Origin of the sequence: Allorhizocola rhizosphaerae, assembly GCF_003426775.1 — a bacterium.
GTDB classification, from domain to species: Bacteria; Actinomycetota; Actinomycetes; order Mycobacteriales; family Micromonosporaceae; genus Allorhizocola; species Allorhizocola rhizosphaerae.
Map to the genome: position 1 here is coordinate 1 of NZ_QJUG01000170.1, position 18,269 is coordinate 18,269.

Below are 18,269 nucleotides of genomic sequence, written 5' to 3' on the forward strand. Positions count from 1 at the left end.
GGCGCGGGAGCCGCCGGCCGCGGGACCGGAGGCTGCCCCCGCCGCCGCCGGCAGCTGGCGTGCTCGCAGTTCACCGGGTCCGGCACCGCGCGGACCATCAGGCGTGATGACGCGCCCGCCGCAGCAAGCGCCGCAGCGATGCCTTCCAGGTGTTCACGACGGGTCACGGCGAACCGGCCGTCGACGTGAACCCACAGTCCGCGTTCCTCGGTTGGCTGGTCCTGCAACGCCCCGGCGGCTTCGCGGGCTAGATCATCCAATGCCCACCACCGGTCGCCCCGGCTGACGGCGACCGCGATCAACGGTCCGTGTTCCTCGATCATGCTGGCCCACCACCGGCACGAAAGCGGCCGAGACCAGCCAGGCAGCGGGGGAAGGATCTCCACCTCGACGGGTGGGGCCGACGGCGGGATCGGCGGGATCGGCGCGGTGATCTGCCTGCTGGCCACCGAATAGGACGTGCCGGACGTGGCCTGGTGGGCGCGGATCTCTGCCTTGCGACGACGGTCGCGGGTCATCAGATGCTCCATCTCGCGGGACGCCCCACGCCCGTCCCGCCAACTGGGCTAGATGACCTGGCGGAACGCTTCTCGCGCGATTCGGGGAACCTTGTCTTCGCCGCCACGGTGGACGTGGGCCACTATGACTCGGAGCGGGCAGGCGCGCGGCTGCCGTCGAAATTGTACGCCGCCGCGACGCTGCCTCCCACAACATTGATCACTTGCTATGGCCGCGATGTCGGTGCGCAAGATCTGTATGCGGCGACCTTTTGTGCCCGATCGGTGCGGCCGCCCAGGGGCGGGGCTGACATCTGTGAGAGGGTGAGGGTATGAACCGGCTCGGTAGCGCGACCTCGCCCTACCTCCTCCAGCACGCCAACAATCCTGTGGATTGGTGGCAATGGGGAGGTGATGCCTTTTCGGAAGCCAAGCGGCGGGACGTCCCAGTGTTGATCTCAGTGGGATATGCGTCCTGCCACTGGTTACATTCCGAACTTGTCATTGGTGTCACGTCATGGCGCACGAGTCGTTCGAGGATGAGGCGGTCGGTCGCCTGGTCAACCAGGGGTTTGTCGCGATCAAGGTGGATCGTGAGGAGCGGCCGGACGTCGACGCGGTTTACATGACCGCGACGCAGGCGATGACCGGGCAGGGCGGCTGGCCGATGACCGTGTTCGCGACGCCCGATGGGCAGCCGTTCTACTGTGGCACCTATTTTCCCAAGCCCCAGTTTGTGGCCCTGCTGAACGCGGTCAAGGACGCTTGGGACAACCAGCGCGAGGCCGTGCTGGCGCAGGGTCGCACGGTCGTGGAGGCGCTCCGGTCGAACGTGCTGTCGGCCGAGCCGAAGGGTGTGACGCCCGAGATGCTCGCGCGCGCCGCCCGCACACTGAGCAAATCCTACGATCAGGTGCACGGCGGCTTCGGCGGCGCACCGAAGTTCCCGCCGCACATGCTGCTGCTGTTCATGTTGCGCCGCGACGAGGCCGACGTGGTCGAGATGGCGCGCCATACGGCCGAGGCGATGGGCCGTGGCGGGCTGTTCGATCAGGTGGGCGGGGGATTTCACCGCTACACGGTCGACCAGACCTGGACGGTGCCGCATTTCGAGAAGATGTTGTACGACAACGCCTTGCTCCTTCGCGTCTATACCGAGCTGTATCGACTCACCGCAGACCCGTTCAGCCTCCGCATCGCGCAGGACGTCGCCGGCTGGCTGCGGCGCGAGATGCGTACCAAAGAAGGAGGGTTTGCTTCGGCTCTTGACGCGGACACCAATGGGGTCGAGGGGCTCACTTACGCCTGGAATCCCGCCCAGTTGCGAGAGGTTCTCGGCGACGAGGATGGCGCCTGGGCCGCCGATTTGTTCGGCGTCACCGAGGCGGGCAACTTCGAGCATGGCCTGAGCGTGCTGCGCCTGATGCGCGATGTGGATGACGCCGCACCGGAGGTGACCGAGCGCTGGCGCACCATCCGTGCCCGACTCAAAGACGTGCGCGACAAACGTCCCCAACCGCCGCGCGACGACAAGGTCGTGGCTGCGTGGAACGGGCTCGCGATCACCGCGCTCGCCGAGTATTCCCGCGTCTGCAAGGACGACGCGGCCCGCACCGCCGCGATCGAGGCCGGTGAACTGCTGGCTCGTGTTCACGTTGACAGCGGCCGGCTCAAGCGCGTGTCCCGGGACGGCAAGGCCGGCGACCCGGTCGGCGTGCTGGAGGACTACGGCTGCGTTGCCGAGGCGTTCTGCGCCCTGCACCAGATAACCGGTGATGGCCGATGGCTGCGGGAAGCCAAAGGGCTGCTCGACACCGCGCTCGCCCGTTTCGGCAACGGCAAGGGCGGGTTCTTCGACACGGCCGATGATGCGGAGCGGCTCGTGACCCGGCCGGCGGACCCGACCGACAACGCGACGCCGTCGGGCCTGTCCAGCCTCGCCGGCGCGCTGATCACCTACACCGCCCTCACGGGTGAGACCGCCTACCGTGAGGCTGCCGAGCGCGCGCTCGGGACGATAGCCCCGCTCCTGGAAACCCATGTCCGCTTCGCGGGCTACGCCGCAGCCGCCACGGAGGCCATGCTCAGCGGACCGTACGAGATCGCGATCGCGGGCCACGACCCCACCGAGCTGCTCGACGCGGCCGTCAAGCTTGCCCGCAAGGGGGCCGTGATCGTCGCGGGCCGGCCCGACCAGCCGGGCGTGCCGCTGCTGGCCGACCGGCCGATGATCGGCAACAGCGCCACCGCCTATGTGTGCAGGGGTTTTGTCTGCGACCGCCCGGTCACCACGACTGTCGAACTCGCGACAGTACTGACTTGACGGGCCAGACAGTACTAACTTAACGGGCTATTCGGACAATTGTGGCTAGGCTCTTTGGTCATGGCTGGCCTTGCCGCACTGCTGAGCTTCGGCTCCGACCGCACCACGACCCAAACCATCGAAGCCCTCTCCGAAGCCCTCGCCCCGCGCGGCACCGACGCCGCGACCGTCGACTGCGGCGCCGCGCGGCTGCTCATCCGATCGGCCCTGCCCAAGGTCCACGAATCCGCCGGGACGGTCGTCATCGTCGATGGAATCGCGGAGCCGACGAACCTGTTCACCCGGTACGCCGGCTTCGGCCCGACCGGACTCGTGCACGGGCAACACCCCTACGCACTCATCCTCGCCGACCCGGACGGCGGCGGCCTCGTGCTCGCGCGCAACCTGGACGGTCCGCCGCTGTATTACGCCCGCACCACCGGAGCGGTCGTCGTCGCGAGCGAACCCGTGGCGCTGCTCCGCGCGGGCGTCCCGGCCACGCCCAACGACGAGGTCATCGCCCGCTTCCTGGACACGGGCACGTGCGACGACGTCCCGGCCACGTTCTTCGACGCCATCCGGCGCGTGCTGCCCGGCCAGGTGGTCGAGATCGGCCGGCACACCGACGGCTGGTCGATCCGCGCCCACCCGTGCGCGGTCACCAATCCGCGCCGCACCACCGCGCGCCTGGAGGTCATGTATGCCCTCAGCGAGAGTGGTGGCCGGGCCGGCATCGCGCTCGTCGATTCCGGCCCGGCGCGGACGGCTCTGCTCGAGGCCGCCGCTGATCTGCCGACTATCGCGGCGCCTCCGCCGGTACCGCAAAATATCGATGACTTCCTCGCCGACCTCGGCGAACCGGCCCCGGACCTGGCCGATTATCTCCTCTGGGCAGCGGCTCGCGCGGCCGGCGGGGAGATCGATGTGTTGCTGTCGACCGGATCCGGCGGCCACCTGTCCAGATTGGTCGATCGAATCGCGGCGCGTTATGGTGTCGCGGTTCGTTTCCCGCTGCGGGAGCCGAAGCCCGCACCACCTCTAGCCGAAGCGCTGCAACGCATCCGGCCCGCGATCGCGGAGGCGCTGCTGTACCCCCGCTACGGTGGTGGCATTGACTACCCGACCCTGGCAACGCTTTCCACCCTTTCGCGGGCTAAACCAGCTGAGCTGCAACGAGTTTGGCGCACATATCTGGTGCAACGCTGGGTCCGGGCGCATGCCGCTGCCGACCCGAAACTGCAAGCGCCCCAAGCGAAACCCCTCACCGCCGTGTCGGGCTGGCAACGCCACGCCATCCCGGCCGCGCAGATTGCCTGGCACGTAGGCGAATTCGTCAACGCCGCCGACAAGCCCATCCGGCAGGCGCTGCGCCAACCCTGGCTGCTGATCGTCGCCGCCGAGGCGGTCGCGATCGAGCAGGGCGAGGCCCGCCCCGTCTGGGACATCACGCCCGGCCGCCTCGCCCGCGCGCTCAGCCGCCTGGGCGGCAAGCGATTTGGAAACATCGATCCATGGACGATGCAGGTGGCCCTTGAGCTTCGCGGCCGGCTCAAGCTCTGCGCCACCATGCTCTTTTCCCCGATGCGGTACCGCCAAAGCGCCCGCGAGATCCATCGCCCCCGCGAATGGGCGTGCCCGCCCGCCCACATCAGCGTCGTCGGCCCACCCCGCGACCCCGGCCGCGCCGCCACCGACATCGCGAACGAGCTGCGCCGCACCCTGCCCGACGAGATCTTCGCCACGCTGCGCGGCTGCGCGATCGTCGGCGCCGGGCGGGTGCTGGCCTGGTGCGGGCCGCAGCCCCCACCGGCCGAACTCCTTGTGCGGCTTGGCGACGGCCACGACGGCGCGATGATCGCGCTGAGCGCGCCCGCGCCCGCCTCCGGCTCACGCAAGACCTCGCGTAAACCGGCCAAACGGCGCTGACCTTAGGATGGTCGGGTGGCACGGACACACACCGGACTTCCCGTGGTCGGCATGATCGGCGGCGGTCAGCTGGCGCGCATGACCCACCAGGCGGCGATCGCACTCGGCCAGTCGCTGCACGTGTTGATCGCCGAGCAGGACGACGCGGCCGGGCTCGTCGCGCCCGAGGTCCAGCTGGGCAGCCATACCGACCTGGCCGCGCTGCGCTCGTTCGCCAAGGCGTGCGACGTGGTCACGTTCGACCACGAGCACGTGCCGGGCGAGCACATCCGGGCACTGGCCGCCGAGGGCGTGAAGGTCTTCCCGAGCGCCGACGCGCTGCACTACGCGCAGGACAAGCGGGCCATGCGGGAGCGGCTGGGCGAGCTCGGCTTCCCCGTGCCACGGTGGGAGCCGTTGACGTCGCTCGAAGCGTTCGGCCTGCCCGCGGTGGTCAAGACCGCCCGCGGCGGCTACGACGGCCGGGGCGTGTTTGTCGTGCGCGACCCGTCCGAGCCGCTGCCCGACGTCGAGCTCATCGTCGAGGAGTTGGTGCCGCTGCGGCGCGAGCTGGCCGTGCAGGTGGCCCGCTCGCCGTTCGGGCAGATAGCGGTGTATCCGGTGGTCGAGACCGTGCAGCGCGACGGGATCTGCGTCGAGGTGCTCGCGCCCGCCCCCAACCTCTCGCCGGACACTGCCGCCGCAGCACAGGAGATGGCGATCCGCATCGCGCACTCGCTTGACGTCGTTGGCCTTCTGGCCGTCGAACTCTTCGAAACCGACACCGGCCGACTCGTCATCAACGAGCTCGCCATGCGCCCGCACAACTCGGGACACTGGACCATCGAGGGCGCGCGCACGTCCCAGTTCGAGCAGCATTTGCGGGCCGTGCTCGACTATCCGCTCGGTGACACGCATCCGACCGCGCCGGCCGTGGTGATGGCCAACCTGCTCGGCGGTCCGGACGCGGGCATGGGCCTCGACGAGCGGGTGCACCACATGATGGCCGCCGAGCCGGGCGTCAAACTTCACCTGTACGGCAAGCAGATCCGGCCCGGGCGCAAAATCGGCCACGTGACGGCGCTCGGCGATGACATGGCCGATTGCCGCGCGCGGGCAGCGCGCGCGGCCCACTGGATCCAATCTGGAGAGTCGCTGTGACCGCTGTTGGTGTCATCATGGGTTCGGACTCGGACTGGGCCGTCATGCGGGGCGCGGCCGAGGCGCTGGACGAGTTCGGTGTGGCATATGAGGTCCGGGTCGTTTCGGCGCACCGCACCCCGCAGGCCATGCTCGAATACGGGCGCAGCGCGGCCGAGCGCGGGCTGAAGGTCATCATCGCCGGCGCGGGCGGTGCGGCTCACCTTCCGGGCATGGTCGCGTCGGTGACCCCGCTCCCGGTGATCGGCGTTCCGGTGCCCCTCAAATATCTGGATGGCATGGACAGCCTGCTCTCGATCGTCCAAATGCCGGCCGGAGTCCCCGTCGCCACCGTGTCGATTGCGGGCGCGCGCAACGCCGGCCTGCTCGCAGTGCGCATCCTGTCGGTCGCGGAGCCCATGCTGCTCGCAAAAATGGCGTCGTATCAAGAGTCTCTTGCCGAGTTGGTGTCCGAAAAGGACGCCGCACTGGCGAAGGAGATCGCCTCGCAGGGCTAAAACGCCTGCCTCCGGCGGCAAGATCGACTTGGCGGACTACGCGAGCGCGGCGCAGTACCTCGATGGGTACATGGCGATGACCTACGACTGTTTCGGAGCATGGGCTGCGCAGAGGCCGACCGCGCCGCACTCGCCGCTGACCTGCTACGCGGGCATCCGACACAGGGCTTCTGCGCGGAGGCGGCGATCGCCAAGCTGCGCGGCAAAGGCATTCCGGCGTCAAAAACTGTTGCTGGGCATAGGTTTCTACGGCCGCGGCTGGACCGGCGTCACCCAGGCGGCACCGGGCGGCAGTGCGACCGGCGAGGCATCAGGGATCGAGCCAGGTGTCCAGGATTACAAGATTTTGAAAACCCAATGCCCTTCATCCGGTTCCGTCGGCGGCACCGCGTATGCGTACTGCGGTGGCAATTGGTGGAGCTACGACACACCCGCCACGATCGCGAGCAAACTGGCATGGGCAAGGTCTCAGTCGCTGGCGGGCGCGTTCTTCTGGGAGCTGTCCGGCGACACGGCCAACGGCGAACTGATCAGTGCCGTTGCAGCGGGCGTGGGCCGAGCCCTTATTGGCAGGCCGGCCGCTTTCGGGTCGGCCTGCCGCCGCAACTGGCCACTCGGTCGTCGCCGCCAGGTCACCGACCCTGTGTTCGTGCAAGCCGCCGCGGGGTCGCAGTGTGCTCGGTTCCAGCCATGTGCAGGCACGTTCGTGCCGATGCCCGGCCGGTCCCCCTCGCCGATCCCCTTGAACGGGTAAGCAGGTGCTCAGTCACCGGCGTCATCGCTTCATTGCCGCAACGCCTCGATTGGCTCAATTCTCGCCGCCCGTAGCCCTGGATACAGCCCGGCAGCAACACCGACAATCGTGCCCGCCAACGGGGCAGCCAGGGTGGTTGCAGGGTCGAGCACGGCCGTCCAGGACTTGAGCACCGCGACGGCGACGACTGCGATGACGCCGAGTGCGCTGCCTATGACCCCGCCAAGCGTGCCAAGAATGGCAGACTCGCTGAGAAATTGAGCGGCGATGTGCCGAGGCCGCGCACCAAGCGAACGGCGTATTCCGATTTCAGCGGTACGCTCCAATACCGAGACAAAAGTAGTGTTGGCAATCCCAATTGCGCCAATGACCAAGCTGATCGAGGCGAGTAGAAGGAACAGCGCGTTGAGATCGCCCGCTATGTTGCCCCGTAATGAGCGTGGATCGGGAGGGGCTGTCGCCTTCAACCGGTTGGGTGCGTCTGGCCGCAGTGCAATCGAAACCTGATCGGCCACCACGCGGGCGGCGCCTAGACGTGTCTCGATCAGCATCGTTGCGGGATGCTCGATCGGCGGGCCGTAAAGAGCAAGGGCGGTCGCCGTCGGGATTATCACACTCAGCAGCAGGTCTGGAAGCCGGCGCAGATCGCTCACGATACCGATGACCGTAAAGGGTGTGCCATTGAGGAAGATAGCTGGTTGCGATTCCAGCCGCTGGATGCCGAGGCGGCGCGCGACCGCCGCACCAACTACCGCAACTCGCTCCGCCCGGCCTTCATGGAAGGCATCGTAAAGCCGACCAGAAGCGACGACCGGCCCCGCGGCCTCCAGCGCGCCGGGATCGGCCGCGTGCAAGCTGAGTCCTTCGTCGCTGGCCCCCATACCGGGTACGGCCGACATGGTGGGGTTGCGCAGCGGTAGCGGCCAGAGTAGCCCTGCGGTTACCACGCCGTCGATCGCCATAACGCGATCGTGAGCGTCCATGGGAAAACTCATCTCGTGTGAGACTCGATCGGCGCCGACATCCTCGACCCGGACCTCGGTTGCCGCGAGTTCCGTGAATCGCTTGTCGATCTGCCCAGCAGCGGTGGAGGTCAATCCCAGGATGGCAACGAACGAACCTATACCCAGCACCGTTCCCAGCATCGTCAGCATGGAGCGCCCAGGACGCTGGAGCAGGCCGGAGAGCGCTTCGCTGAACAGGTCTCTCAACGACAGACGCGAACGCCTAGACATGCAGCACACCGTCCCGCACGGTGATTATCCGATCGGCTCGTTCGGCCACATCCGGGGCGTGAGTGATGATGACGATCGTGTAACCATCTGCGTGCATCTGATCGAGGATATCCAGGATCATCGACGATGTCGCGGAGTCAAGATTACCCGTCGGCTCGTCGCACAAAAGCAAGGCCGGCTGGTTGACGAGTGCTCGGGCAATGGCGACCCGTTGGCGTTCGCCACCGGAAAGTGTGTTAGGCATTTTGAAGGCCCGATGTGATAGGCCGACCTTCGCAAGGGCTTCCGCGGCGTTGAGAAATCTCTGTCGTGCTTTGGGGCCGACGTAGAGCTGAGCCAAGGCGACGTTCTCTACGGCGGTTCGGTGGGGCAGCAAGTGGAAGGACTGGAAGACGAAGCCAATACGCTGGCCACGCAACGCTGTCCGATCAGCCTCCTTCAAGGACGCAACATCCACGCCGTCCAAGATGTAATGACCGGAGGTCGGGCGATCAATTAGGCCTATTATGTTGAGAAGCGTGGACTTTCCGGAACCTGAAGGCCCAACGATGGAGACGTACTCCCCGCGATTGATTGTCAGATCCGCCGGCTGTAGCGCATCCACCGGCGGCGGCCCCGGATAGGTTCGGCCGACACCGGCGCATTTGACGACGACGGTCATTGCCCGATCACGACGCGGTCACCCTCCTGCAGCGACACCCCAACGGGGATGATCTCGACGTAGCCATTTGCTGACACTCCTGGCCGCACTTCCACAGTGGTCTGCGATCCATCCGGATTTGCTACGGAAACGGTCGTTCGGCCGTCTGCCGACGCGCTGATGGCGGCCACCGGAACCACCAGGACCTCACTGCTGGTCTGGGCGGCGGTAACCGTCAGCCGGACGTCAAGCCCATTCCAGTCCTGCGGCAAGTCCGCTTTTGGGACAACAGTCATGGGAAAGTAAGGCGCACCCGACGGACCTCCTTCGCCCTTGTCTACGGTCAACTCGCCCACCGACTCCACGACGCCTTCGGCAGTCAGGCCCTTCGCTTCTGAAACAATCGAGACCTTCATCCCTCCTTTGATCAGTGGTGCTTGGTCAGCCTGCAGCCGCGCCGCGACACTAAAGGCGCCGGTGGCAAGAGTGATTAACGGAGCGACGACGGCTTCTCCGAGTTTGGCTGACAGCTGTTCTACGATCGCAGGGAAAGCTGGTAGGAACACCACCTCAGCCAGGGGAACCATCGGACCCGTACTGGCGATAAGGTCGGCACGATCCTTCGCCGCCCGGTTCAGCGCCGTCCGAGCGGTCGCCAGCTGTTCCGCGAGGCTTGCCTCGCCGGGACTTGGAGTGGCGGTGGGATCAGCCGCGATGAGCCCTTCCAGGGAGGCCACCAACCGCTGTGCTGCGAGGACAGCATCGTCGGCCGCGCGCAAGGCCGCCTTGTCCCCCCTGCCGCCGGGTCCTCCCGTGTCAGGCACGGCGTAGCCTGCCTTTGAATACATCGATTTGACCGCTGACTTGGTGGCGGGGCCGAAGCGCCCGACGGCGTCCCCGCCGCTGTAGAAACCCAATGTGCGTAGCGCGGCCTGCAGCTGTGCAACGTCCGCCCCCTCGTCAGCTGGGCGCAAGTCACGATAGGCCGGGACCGGCCCTGGCAAAGCGAGCAAGGGCCGCCCAGACACCGTGACGATTACGTCGCCGGCCTGAATCGATGAGCCTACCCGTGTGTGTATCGCGGTTACCACCGTGATGCTCGCTCCCTGCGCCGAAACCGGTGTCACCTGAACCCGGCGTGCCGCTCCGACCAAGCCGCGCGTGACGACCGTTGATGCGAGAACGCGTTGCTCTATTGCACTGGTGAGCACCGTGCGGCCCGGTGGTCGCGCCTCTGCTCGCTGCTGTTCGGGCGAGATGACAAACATGCTCGCCAGAAGGCCGCCGACGGTCAGCAGGCCGGCGCCCCCGGCGATCAGAAGCGCAATCCGGCGTTTGGCGCGTGCCGGCGTGTTTATGGCGCCCGGGCCGGTATCCTCCGCCAAGTTGGACATCACCACAATTCCTCCGCAGCCCAGTCGTCAACGGCCAATTGAACCATCGAATTAGCGACCAGAGGACCGCCGGAACCGGCAGACTTGCGAGGATGTCGATGCCAGCTGATGCCTCTACCCTCCTAATGAGACGGGGGATTCAGCAATCCCGCCCCCCGCGCCGATCCTAAAGAGACGACGTGGAAGGAATCGACATGAGGAAGAGCAGATTTCTGCAGAAGTTTGCCGGCGTCGCCGCAGCCGTGACGATGGGGATGGGCATGCTGATGTTCACCGCGGCCCCGGCGAGTGCGGGCGACCGTGACAGTGTCTGTGAAGGTGGCGAGGTGTGCCTTTACTACCTCACCGACCTCAACGGGGGCGCATGGACGATCAATGATTCGTTCGTCAACTGGTTCTCGGACGAGATCTTCTATGGCGGCGGCGCTGGAACGGGATCGTCGATCGACAACAACACCTGGTCGGGCAGGAACCGGGCATCGTTCTGCGATGTGACCTTGAGTACCGGAACGTGGCAGACCGGGTCGCATGTCGAGATCGACAACGGCGCACAACTCAACGACTTCAACGAGTATCGTGATACCTTCAGTTCCTATATCTTCTGCTAGGGTTCGTCCAAGCTGATCGATGGCTGCTCCGGGCGCGGGGCAGCCATCACCGTCATGTCCGACCTATGTGGAGGCAGACACCCATGGCTTCACTGTTCTCGTGGCGTTCGCTGCTCATTGGCCTCGCTTCGATGGCGCTTGCCGCGTGTGGCTCCGTAGAGCCACCGAAACGTGTTGAGCCGCCGGCGGACATACCGGCGGTCGTGGACGTGCTGACGCTCGTCCTTCCTCTGGACGCATACCTGCCCGACGCAACCAAAGGCGCGACGGTAAAGCGAGCCGAACAGATCTTGTTTCAGCGATGTATGGGCAGATTCGGGTGGAACTTGGAACTCCCACCGGCGCCCGCTCCCATGCCGTTCAAGCGGAACGAGCGGCGCTACGGCGTCTCGGCTGATCGAGCCAAGAAGTATGGTTATCACACGCCGGAAGTTGACGCACGAAGCGCGGCCGGCATGGCCGGCGAGCCCCAGCTGTCGGAGCAAGCGTTAGCCGTGGCTGAAGGCACGGTCACGCAATACAGCGGATCGGACGTCCCGCCTGGAGGGTGCCACGGTGAGGCAGATTCTCGGCTCGCCGAGGGAACGCAGCCGGTGGCCGACATGAAGCTCGCCGAAAAGCTGGCCAGCAGATCCTTCAGCGAATCAAGGGAAGACAGCAGGGTGCTTCAAGCGTTCGCCAATTGGAGTGCTTGCATGAAGCGTTCGGGCTATTCATACCGTGATCCGCTGGCGGCGCTTGCGGATCGCTCCTTCCGCACACCGAGCGCAACCCCTGCCGAGATCCAGACCTCGGTCACAGATGCGCAGTGCAAGACGGAGACGCGCCTCGTGGAAATCTGGGCTGGCGTGGAGGCGGCGTACCAGATGGTGGCCATCGAGACCAACGCCGTGGCGCTCCAGGCGATTGCCGAGTTGGAGAGTGTCCGGTCCCAGAACGCTGTACGAATTGTGCAGGCGGGGTCATGAAGTCGATTGTTTTCAATGGACTGACCAAGGCGTTCGGGAACCGTACCGTGGTCCAGGATTTGTCCTTTACCGCCGAACCAGGGCGGGTCACCGGATTCCTTGGCCCCAACGGTGCGGGCAAGACCACATCGCTGCGGGTGCTCCTTGGTCTTGAAAGGGCGACCGCCGGGACGGCCACCTTTGGCGGCAGCCACTACGCGGCCATGCCGACGCCGGCGCGTAACGTCGGCGCGGTGCTGGAGGAATCGAGGCTGCATCCGGGTCGGACAGGGCGGAGTCATCTGCGAATCCATGCTGTCTCGGGTGGCATCGGGCGGGAACGGGTCGAGGAGGTGCTTGGTCAGACCGGGTTGGCCGATGTGGCACACCGCCGTGTCAAGTCCTATTCCCAGGGGATGGCCAAGCGACTGGCTATCGCCACTGCGTTGCTCGGTGACCCGGAGGTGTTGATCCTGGACGAACCAACGAACGGGCTGGACCCGTTCGGCGTGCGCTGGTTGCGCGACGAGATGAGAAAGTGGGCGAACGAGGGGCGGGTGGTGCTGGTCTCGAGCCATTTGCTGGCGGAGATGGAACTTATCGTGGACGACGTGGTGATAATCGCGGCAGGACGCTTGCTGGAGAAGGCGGATGTCGCCACGCTCCGTGGGGCTGACGGCACCAGTCTTGAGGATGTCTTCATCAAGCTCGCCGGTGGTGGGGCGGGTATCCGATGAGACGTCAGATCAGGGCCGAGCTCATGAAGATCTGTTCGGTCCGGCGGCTGTGGGTGCTGGCCGGGCTGGCCGTTCTGGCAGTCGCGGGGAGCCTGGCAGTAAACCTGTTTCAGGCTTATCAGATGCTTACCGATCTGGAGATCGCGACCTACTCGGGGCCGGTGACCGACGAGTGGCGGCAGATATTGGAGGCATACGGCCCTGTGGGGCAGACCGCTGAGATCCTGACCTCCGGGCAGGGATTGGGTATCTTCCTGGTCCTCCTGCTGGCGATCCTGACCGTCTCCGACGAGGCCAGATTCCACACCGCCAGCATGACATACCTCTTCCAGCCGAACCGGTCGAACGTGCTACTTGCCAAGACCGCCGCCGTGAGTCTCTGCGCGGCGCTCCTGTGCGTGGCCACCACTGCGGTCAATCTCGTGGGTGCTTTGATCTTCTTTGGTAACAACGGGTTCGGCTCGGCGTTCGCTTCGGGCATGGTTTGGCGTGCCGTGGCACTCAACCTGTGCGCCTACATCTTGTGGGCGATGTTGGGCATTGGCATCGCCACGGTGATTCGCAGCCAAGTCGCCGCAGCGATCATCGGGACTCTGGTCTTTATGGTGGACAGCCCAATGGCGTATCAGACGGTCAACTCTATTCGGTGGCTGATCTCAGGCGAGGAGGGCACCTTTCCCATTATGGCGATCTCAGTCGCGTTCCCGCGGGTCGCTACAGAGGTCATGGCGAGCACCTTGTCAAAGTTTCAGGGCGATCCGCAGCATTGGTGGGCTGGTGCTCTCGTGTTACTGGGCTATGGCGTAACCATGAGCCTGATTGGACTCCGGGTGACGAACAACCGCGACGTCCTTCGCTAGAGCAACGGGTCGATCCAAGTGGTCGGCGCAGTATGAACGGTTAAGTATGCGATCGGCATGGTGTGCTGAATGACCGTGCTGGAGACGGGGGTCTGCGTGAACCAAATGTCGGGCGATACTCTCTTCCGGCCCAACGAAATACAGTTACAGATCTTACAGCTGCTGCGTTCTGGTGCCACGGACCGGACCATTGCCTTGAAGCTGCACATCAGCGAGCGCACGGTTCGGGAACACCTGCACAAGGTCTGTCACGCGATCGGTATCCAGGGCAGGTTTGCACTTGGCATAGAAGCGGCCTTGCGCGGTTGGGTCGACCGATCTGGAGACGAACGATCCGGACAGTCCCTTCCCTGAGCGGTTCCGGGCATTGATACGCCGGGGTGGAACTGGTCACCGCCGATGATCAGGCGCGGCGGCGACCGCACTCTGGAACCCGCACGCAGGTCCAAGGGGCTGCGGGTGACCCGGCCGTGAGATCTTGCGGTGGGTGGTCGGCGACCGCAGCTGGTGTGGCGTAAGCACCGGTGGAGCTGCGACGTGCCGGATTGCCCGCGCAAGTCGTTCACCGAGACGGTCGCCGGAGTCGGGCCGGGCCAGCGGCCCGGCGGCGCACCAAAGCCTCCAACGAGCTGCGTTCCACACTGCGCGAATACTACCCAGGCTTCCTGAACGCCTTCGCCGGCCGCAGCGACACCTGACAAGCAACGACGCCCGCGCCGTGCTCGCGATCGCGCCGACCCACCGCAAAATCAAAAACCAGCGGCTCGCCGCCGCGAGGATGGCTGTGGGCCTTCGCCGCCAATACTCACTCACCCGCAGCCAAACAGCACTACCGCCGACGCCGAGACCTGCACGGCGACCGGCACCCCGCAGCACTACGCCACCTGTTCAACCGCCTACTGGGTTGCCTATACCACAGCCTGCAAACCGGGCAAACCTACGGCGAACAGAAAGCATTCGCGACACTCCAACCCGCCACTACTTGGCTTCTTAACCACATCGGAGGTCTTGACCCAGGATGGAAACTCGGCTTGCTTTTTCGGGCAGACGGGGCAGACGGGGGTTCCCTCCTCGGAGTCCCTGTGGTTCCCGCCGGAGGCTCAGTTCGAAGTCCTACTCTGGCAGTCGGATGCTCTGCGGGTGGTGGAAGAAGTCCGCGGGATCGTAGCGCCGCTTGACCTCCTGTAGCCGCGCGTAATTGGTCCCGTAGTACGCGCTCGGCCAGTCTTCGAGCTCCTCGTCGGCGTAGTTCTGGTAGACCTCACCGCTCAAGTGTGGCGCCAGCGCAATCATGAGCTCCTCGGTCCAGCGCAAATTTGCCTCGGTCTCGTTGCCCCGCACCCACTGCGCGATTATCGAAATGTTGAACATGGACGATCGGTGCACAAACGCGGTCGCATCCGCCGCGACGGCGCCGATCGCACCACCGCCGAGCAGGTCGAATCGTGCCATCGAATATCCGGACGGCACGTGCCGGAACGCGTCGACGATGCTGGCAAACGCCTGGTCTCCGAACCCGCCTTCGCGGAAGAAACCGCCGCGCCACTTCAACTGCAGCCCATACATGATTTCGGATCCGAGCGCCTGCTGCAGGTCGTAGTACGACATCAGCCCGAACGTGTCGAACACCGGCTCCCCGGCCGCCGCCCGCAACGGGGCCAACTGTTTGTCGGCGCCATCGGGCGGGCCGACATGCATCCCATATGCCATCAACACGGGCTGCCCGTGCGGGTAGGGCTCGGCCATCAACGCCAGATACAACGACAGCCGGTCTTCCTCGCGCCCCACATACATGTCGCGATAGGCCCGAAACACCGCCTCCGCGTCGTCGAGCGGCCACGCGATGGCGCCGCCGAAAATGGTCCTCGGCACCGGGTCCAGCCGATATTTCAGCCTTGTCACCACGCCGAACCCGGCGCCGCCCGCGCCGCGCAACGCCCACAGCAAGTCGGGATGCTCGTCCTCGGTGACCCGCAGCACCCGGCCATCTGCGTCGACCAGCTCGGCCGCAAGGATGTGGTCGCAGGCCAAACCATAACGGCGGCTGAGAAAACCATAACCCCCTCCCATGCTGTACCCGGCATTGCCCACGGTCGGGCATTCCCCACCCGGCGCGGCATAGCCGTGACCCACATAGGTCACCTGATCCACGTCGCGCCAGCCGCACCCGGCCCCGGCCACCACGGTCGCCGCACCCGGATCGAACGAGATCCGGCCCAGCCCACGAACGTCGATCACCAGGCCGTCGTCCACGAGCGAGTAGCCGCAAGCATGATGCCCGCCGCCGCGAATCGACACGGGCAACCCCGCCTCGCGTGCAAACCGCACCGCCGTGACCACGTCTTCGGTGTCGCGGCATCGACAGATGACCGACGGCCGGGTGCGCACGCGGTTGTTGAACACCACGCGCACCCCCTCGTAGTCCGGGTCGAACGGCGTGACAATCGTGCCGCGGAACGCGTCCCGCAGCCCGGACAGATCGAGAGGCATGCCTCATTATCGGCCCGGCACGCGGCGCATCAAGGCGACGAACTCGGTGGGCCGCTCGAACTGCGGTCGGTGCCCCGCGCCGTCGATGACGACCAGTTCCTTGCGCGGCGCCTGAAGCAGCTCGTGCCACTCCCGTGCCAGCGACATCCGCACCGGCACCTCGTGCGCGCCCATCACCAGATAAACCGGAATGGACAGCTCGCGGACCTGCGTGCGCAGGTCGAGCTCCGCGGGCCGGGAATGTAGAGCAGGACCGGCGCGCCGGCGTCGGCACCGCGCAGCATCAGCCCGAACTCGTGGCCACCGCTGGTCACCGTCGCCAGCTCGGCGACGCCGCCGCCCGGCGTTGGCTCGGTGCGCGCGGGCAGCACCACCGCCACCGCCGCGACCACCTGCACGACTCCCAAAAGTCCAATCGCGACCCACCGGCCCACCCGGGGCCGACCGGACCGATGGCCAACCAAAGCTCCGATCAGCAACGGCAGCAAGGAAAACAGGCCGTGCACCCCGCGCCCGAGCACCAGGGCCAGCACGTCGAGCGCGCTGAATGCGGCGTGTCGACGGTCGGCCCCTGCGCACCGATCCGCGTCACTTCGACCGCTGCCGCAAAAGCCAACGGCGCCAATAGGATCGCTCAACGCGACAACCCCCCGCCAGCAGATCCACGCCCACACTGATCCCGGTGGACGCCAGCGCCTCGATCGCCGTCACCGGCCCGCGCGGCATCCACCACCCGGCAAACACACCCCACACGGCAGCGGCAACGACCGCTGCCACAAGCCCCCATCCCCGTGGCATGCGATCATGCCCGCGCCCGGATCGTCAAGACCACCAACGACTTTAGTAATGTCCAAACAGGACGATCAACGGAATTTGTTGTACCGCTCCGTCGCCCGCCGCCGCCGCTCCGAGCTCGCACCGATGATGAGCAGCACGATGCCCGCGATCCCCACCGCGAGCCACGTCGTGCCCACCAACGTGAGCGCATGGAAGGCCACGATGGTCGTGACGACCGCCCCGATCGCGACCGGCGCCCGCTGCTGCGTCTGCGAACCCCAGATGAGCACGGCGATCCCGGCCACCAGGAGCCCGATGATGCGCGCCGCGTTGGGCTCGGTCGCGATGACCACCACGACGGTCGGCCCGAACGCCGCGATGAGCGCCGGCCCATACGCCGCCCAGCTGCCCAGGTGCGGCCGCTGCCGGATCTCGATGATGCCGACCGCCAGCGCCAGCAACGCAAACGGGATCGTGTATGCCTCCGGCAGCGCCACGTCGGCCCGGCGCATGATGAGCCACCACGCCACGATCGTCGACCCGGCCGCGAGCCAGAACAGCACCCGCCGCTGCTGGCTCGGCCGGCCCGCGCGCGTGGCCGCCATGGCGAGCATCGCGCCGAAGCCGACCAGCAGCGCGGCCACATGTGCGGGCGAACGCAGCGCCAGCATGACGGCGATGACGCCCGCCAGATATCCGGCCCACTCGATCGCGCTCGCCTCGGCGACCGCGTCCGGCCGGGTGAACCGCGGTAGCAGCGAAGCACTCGTAATCAGCGCCGCGCCGACCGCCAGCACCCCGAACGCCGCCCACTCGGCAGCTGCTCCAATGTGGAGGCTCACGCTCAGCACGAGCATTTGTGCCGCAAGGGCTCCGCCGAGCCAGCCCGTGATGCGTGCCCGCTCCACCTTGCCCCACATCGCCGCGGTGAGCCCGACGCCGACCGCGCCGGCGAACGTGAAAATGGTCATCTCCGGGGTGGCCAGGCTCCCGGCAAGTCCCGCTCCGCCCGCTACCAGTCCTATGAGGAGTACGGCGATCCGCGCCGCACGAGTCCCGCTGGTCGACTCATCGTGCTCGGGCGGGAACGTCAGCGCCACGCTCAACATGCACAGGGTGAACGTGATGAGCCCGGCCATCACCGACGCCGGCCACGGCATGCCGACGCTGACCGGGGTGATCAGGATGGTCAGCGCCGCACCCGGCACGACCACCGACACCGCGCGCGTCATCCCGCCACCGAAACCCACGGCCGCCACGGCCGCCGCGATCGTCAGCAGCACCGCCGTGACCACCGCGCTGTTGTCCACGGCGAACGGCAGCGGCGGGGGAGGCCCCTGCCAGATCCGGTTCAGGTTTTCGTGTGGGGTCACCAGCGAGGCACGCAGCGCCGGGGCCAGCGACGCGACCGCGATGATGGCGGGTGCCGCCGTACCGGCCGCGGCCATCGACCCGGGCCGGGTCG

The 18,269-nt window shown here is 66.4% G+C and carries 16 protein-coding genes and 1 pseudogene; 10 read left to right on the forward strand and 7 right to left on the reverse strand.

Annotation, left to right across the window (positions count from 1 at the left end; genetic code table 11):
* Positions 1-518 (reverse strand): hypothetical protein (locus DM816_RS29525; protein ID WP_162907959.1); only part of this gene is annotated, 518 nt, incomplete at its 3' end.
* A gap of 311 nt (positions 519-829) precedes the next feature.
* On the opposite strand from DM816_RS29525, the pseudogene DM816_RS29530 reads away from it, so the two are divergent.
* From DM816_RS29530 to DM816_RS29550, 5 genes and pseudogenes are all read left to right on the forward strand, one after another.
* Positions 830-2,820, forward strand: a pseudogene (locus tag DM816_RS29530) (thioredoxin domain-containing protein).
* A gap of 60 nt (positions 2,821-2,880) precedes the next feature.
* Positions 2,881-4,725, forward strand: coding sequence for a class II glutamine amidotransferase domain-containing protein (locus DM816_RS29535; protein ID WP_117213661.1), 1,845 nt, complete (start codon positions 2,881-2,883; stop codon positions 4,723-4,725).
* Positions 4,726-4,740: 15 nt separating this feature from the next.
* Positions 4,741-5,865, forward strand: coding sequence for a 5-(carboxyamino)imidazole ribonucleotide synthase (locus DM816_RS29540; RefSeq protein ID WP_281274374.1), 1,125 nt, complete (start codon positions 4,741-4,743; stop codon positions 5,863-5,865).
* Positions 5,862-6,362 carry a 5-(carboxyamino)imidazole ribonucleotide mutase gene (purE, locus tag DM816_RS29545; protein ID WP_117213662.1) on the forward strand — a complete coding sequence of 167 codons (501 nt, stop codon included), beginning with the start codon at positions 5,862-5,864 and terminating at the stop codon, positions 6,360-6,362. Before DM816_RS29540 ends, purE begins: the two co-directional genes overlap by 4 nt.
* Positions 6,301-7,116 (forward strand): glycosyl hydrolase family 18 protein, encoded by an 816-nt coding sequence (locus DM816_RS29550; protein WP_281274375.1) that lies wholly within the window; start codon positions 6,301-6,303, stop codon positions 7,114-7,116. Before purE ends, DM816_RS29550 begins: the two co-directional genes overlap by 62 nt.
* Positions 7,117-7,145: 29 nt before the next feature.
* Here the strand turns inward: DM816_RS29550 and DM816_RS29555 are convergent, their stop codons facing one another.
* The 3 genes from DM816_RS29555 to DM816_RS29565 are packed head-to-tail and all read right to left on the reverse strand — an operon-like array spanning position 7,146 to position 10,385.
* Positions 7,146-8,327, reverse strand: a complete 1,182-nt coding sequence (locus DM816_RS29555) for an ABC transporter permease (RefSeq protein ID WP_211588910.1) — start codon at positions 8,325-8,327, stop codon at positions 7,146-7,148.
* A 16-nt stretch (positions 8,328-8,343) separates the two neighbouring features.
* Positions 8,344-9,012, reverse strand: coding sequence for an ABC transporter ATP-binding protein (locus DM816_RS29560; RefSeq protein WP_117213664.1), 669 nt, complete (start codon positions 9,010-9,012; stop codon positions 8,344-8,346).
* Positions 9,009-10,385, reverse strand: a complete 1,377-nt coding sequence (locus tag DM816_RS29565) for a peptidoglycan-binding protein (RefSeq protein ID WP_162907960.1) — start codon at positions 10,383-10,385, stop codon at positions 9,009-9,011. Before DM816_RS29565 ends, DM816_RS29560 begins: the two co-directional genes overlap by 4 nt.
* Positions 10,386-10,564: 179 nt before the next feature.
* Here DM816_RS29565 and DM816_RS29570 point away from each other — a divergent pair, with 179 nt between their 5' ends.
* From DM816_RS29570 to DM816_RS29590, 5 genes are all read left to right on the forward strand, one after another.
* A complete protein-coding gene (locus tag DM816_RS29570; protein ID WP_162907961.1) occupies positions 10,565-10,993 on the forward strand; it encodes a peptidase inhibitor family I36 protein in 429 nt (142 codons plus the stop codon).
* An 83-nt stretch (positions 10,994-11,076) separates the two neighbouring features.
* On the forward strand, positions 11,077-11,961 hold the full coding sequence (locus tag DM816_RS29575) for a hypothetical protein (RefSeq protein WP_117213667.1): 885 nt from the start codon (positions 11,077-11,079) through the stop codon (positions 11,959-11,961).
* Complete coding sequence (locus tag DM816_RS29580) at positions 11,958-12,677, forward strand: ABC transporter ATP-binding protein (protein ID WP_117213668.1); 720 nt, start codon at positions 11,958-11,960, stop codon at positions 12,675-12,677. Before DM816_RS29575 ends, DM816_RS29580 begins: the two co-directional genes overlap by 4 nt.
* Entirely contained in the window at positions 12,674-13,537 is an 864-nt protein-coding gene (locus DM816_RS29585; RefSeq protein WP_117213669.1) for a hypothetical protein, read from the forward strand. The genes DM816_RS29580 and DM816_RS29585 overlap by 4 nt, the downstream gene beginning before the upstream one ends.
* Before the next feature lie 69 nt (positions 13,538-13,606).
* Complete coding sequence (locus DM816_RS29590; RefSeq protein ID WP_246002407.1) at positions 13,607-13,891, forward strand: response regulator transcription factor; 285 nt, start codon at positions 13,607-13,609, stop codon at positions 13,889-13,891.
* Between the two features lie 759 nt (positions 13,892-14,650).
* On the opposite strand, the gene DM816_RS29600 is transcribed toward DM816_RS29590, so the two are convergent.
* The 3 genes from DM816_RS29600 to DM816_RS29615 form a co-directional block, all read right to left on the reverse strand.
* On the reverse strand, positions 14,651-16,027 hold the full coding sequence (locus DM816_RS29600) for an FAD-binding oxidoreductase (RefSeq protein ID WP_117213670.1): 1,377 nt from the start codon (positions 16,025-16,027) through the stop codon (positions 14,651-14,653).
* A gap of 6 nt (positions 16,028-16,033) precedes the next feature.
* On the reverse strand, positions 16,034-16,606 hold the full coding sequence (locus DM816_RS45550) for an alpha/beta fold hydrolase (protein ID WP_342768767.1): 573 nt from the start codon (positions 16,604-16,606) through the stop codon (positions 16,034-16,036).
* Positions 16,607-16,890: 284 nt separating this feature from the next.
* Positions 16,891-18,269, reverse strand: a 1,379-nt coding sequence (locus DM816_RS29615) for an SCO7613 C-terminal domain-containing membrane protein (protein ID WP_425455288.1), incomplete at its 5' end; no start/stop codon positions are given.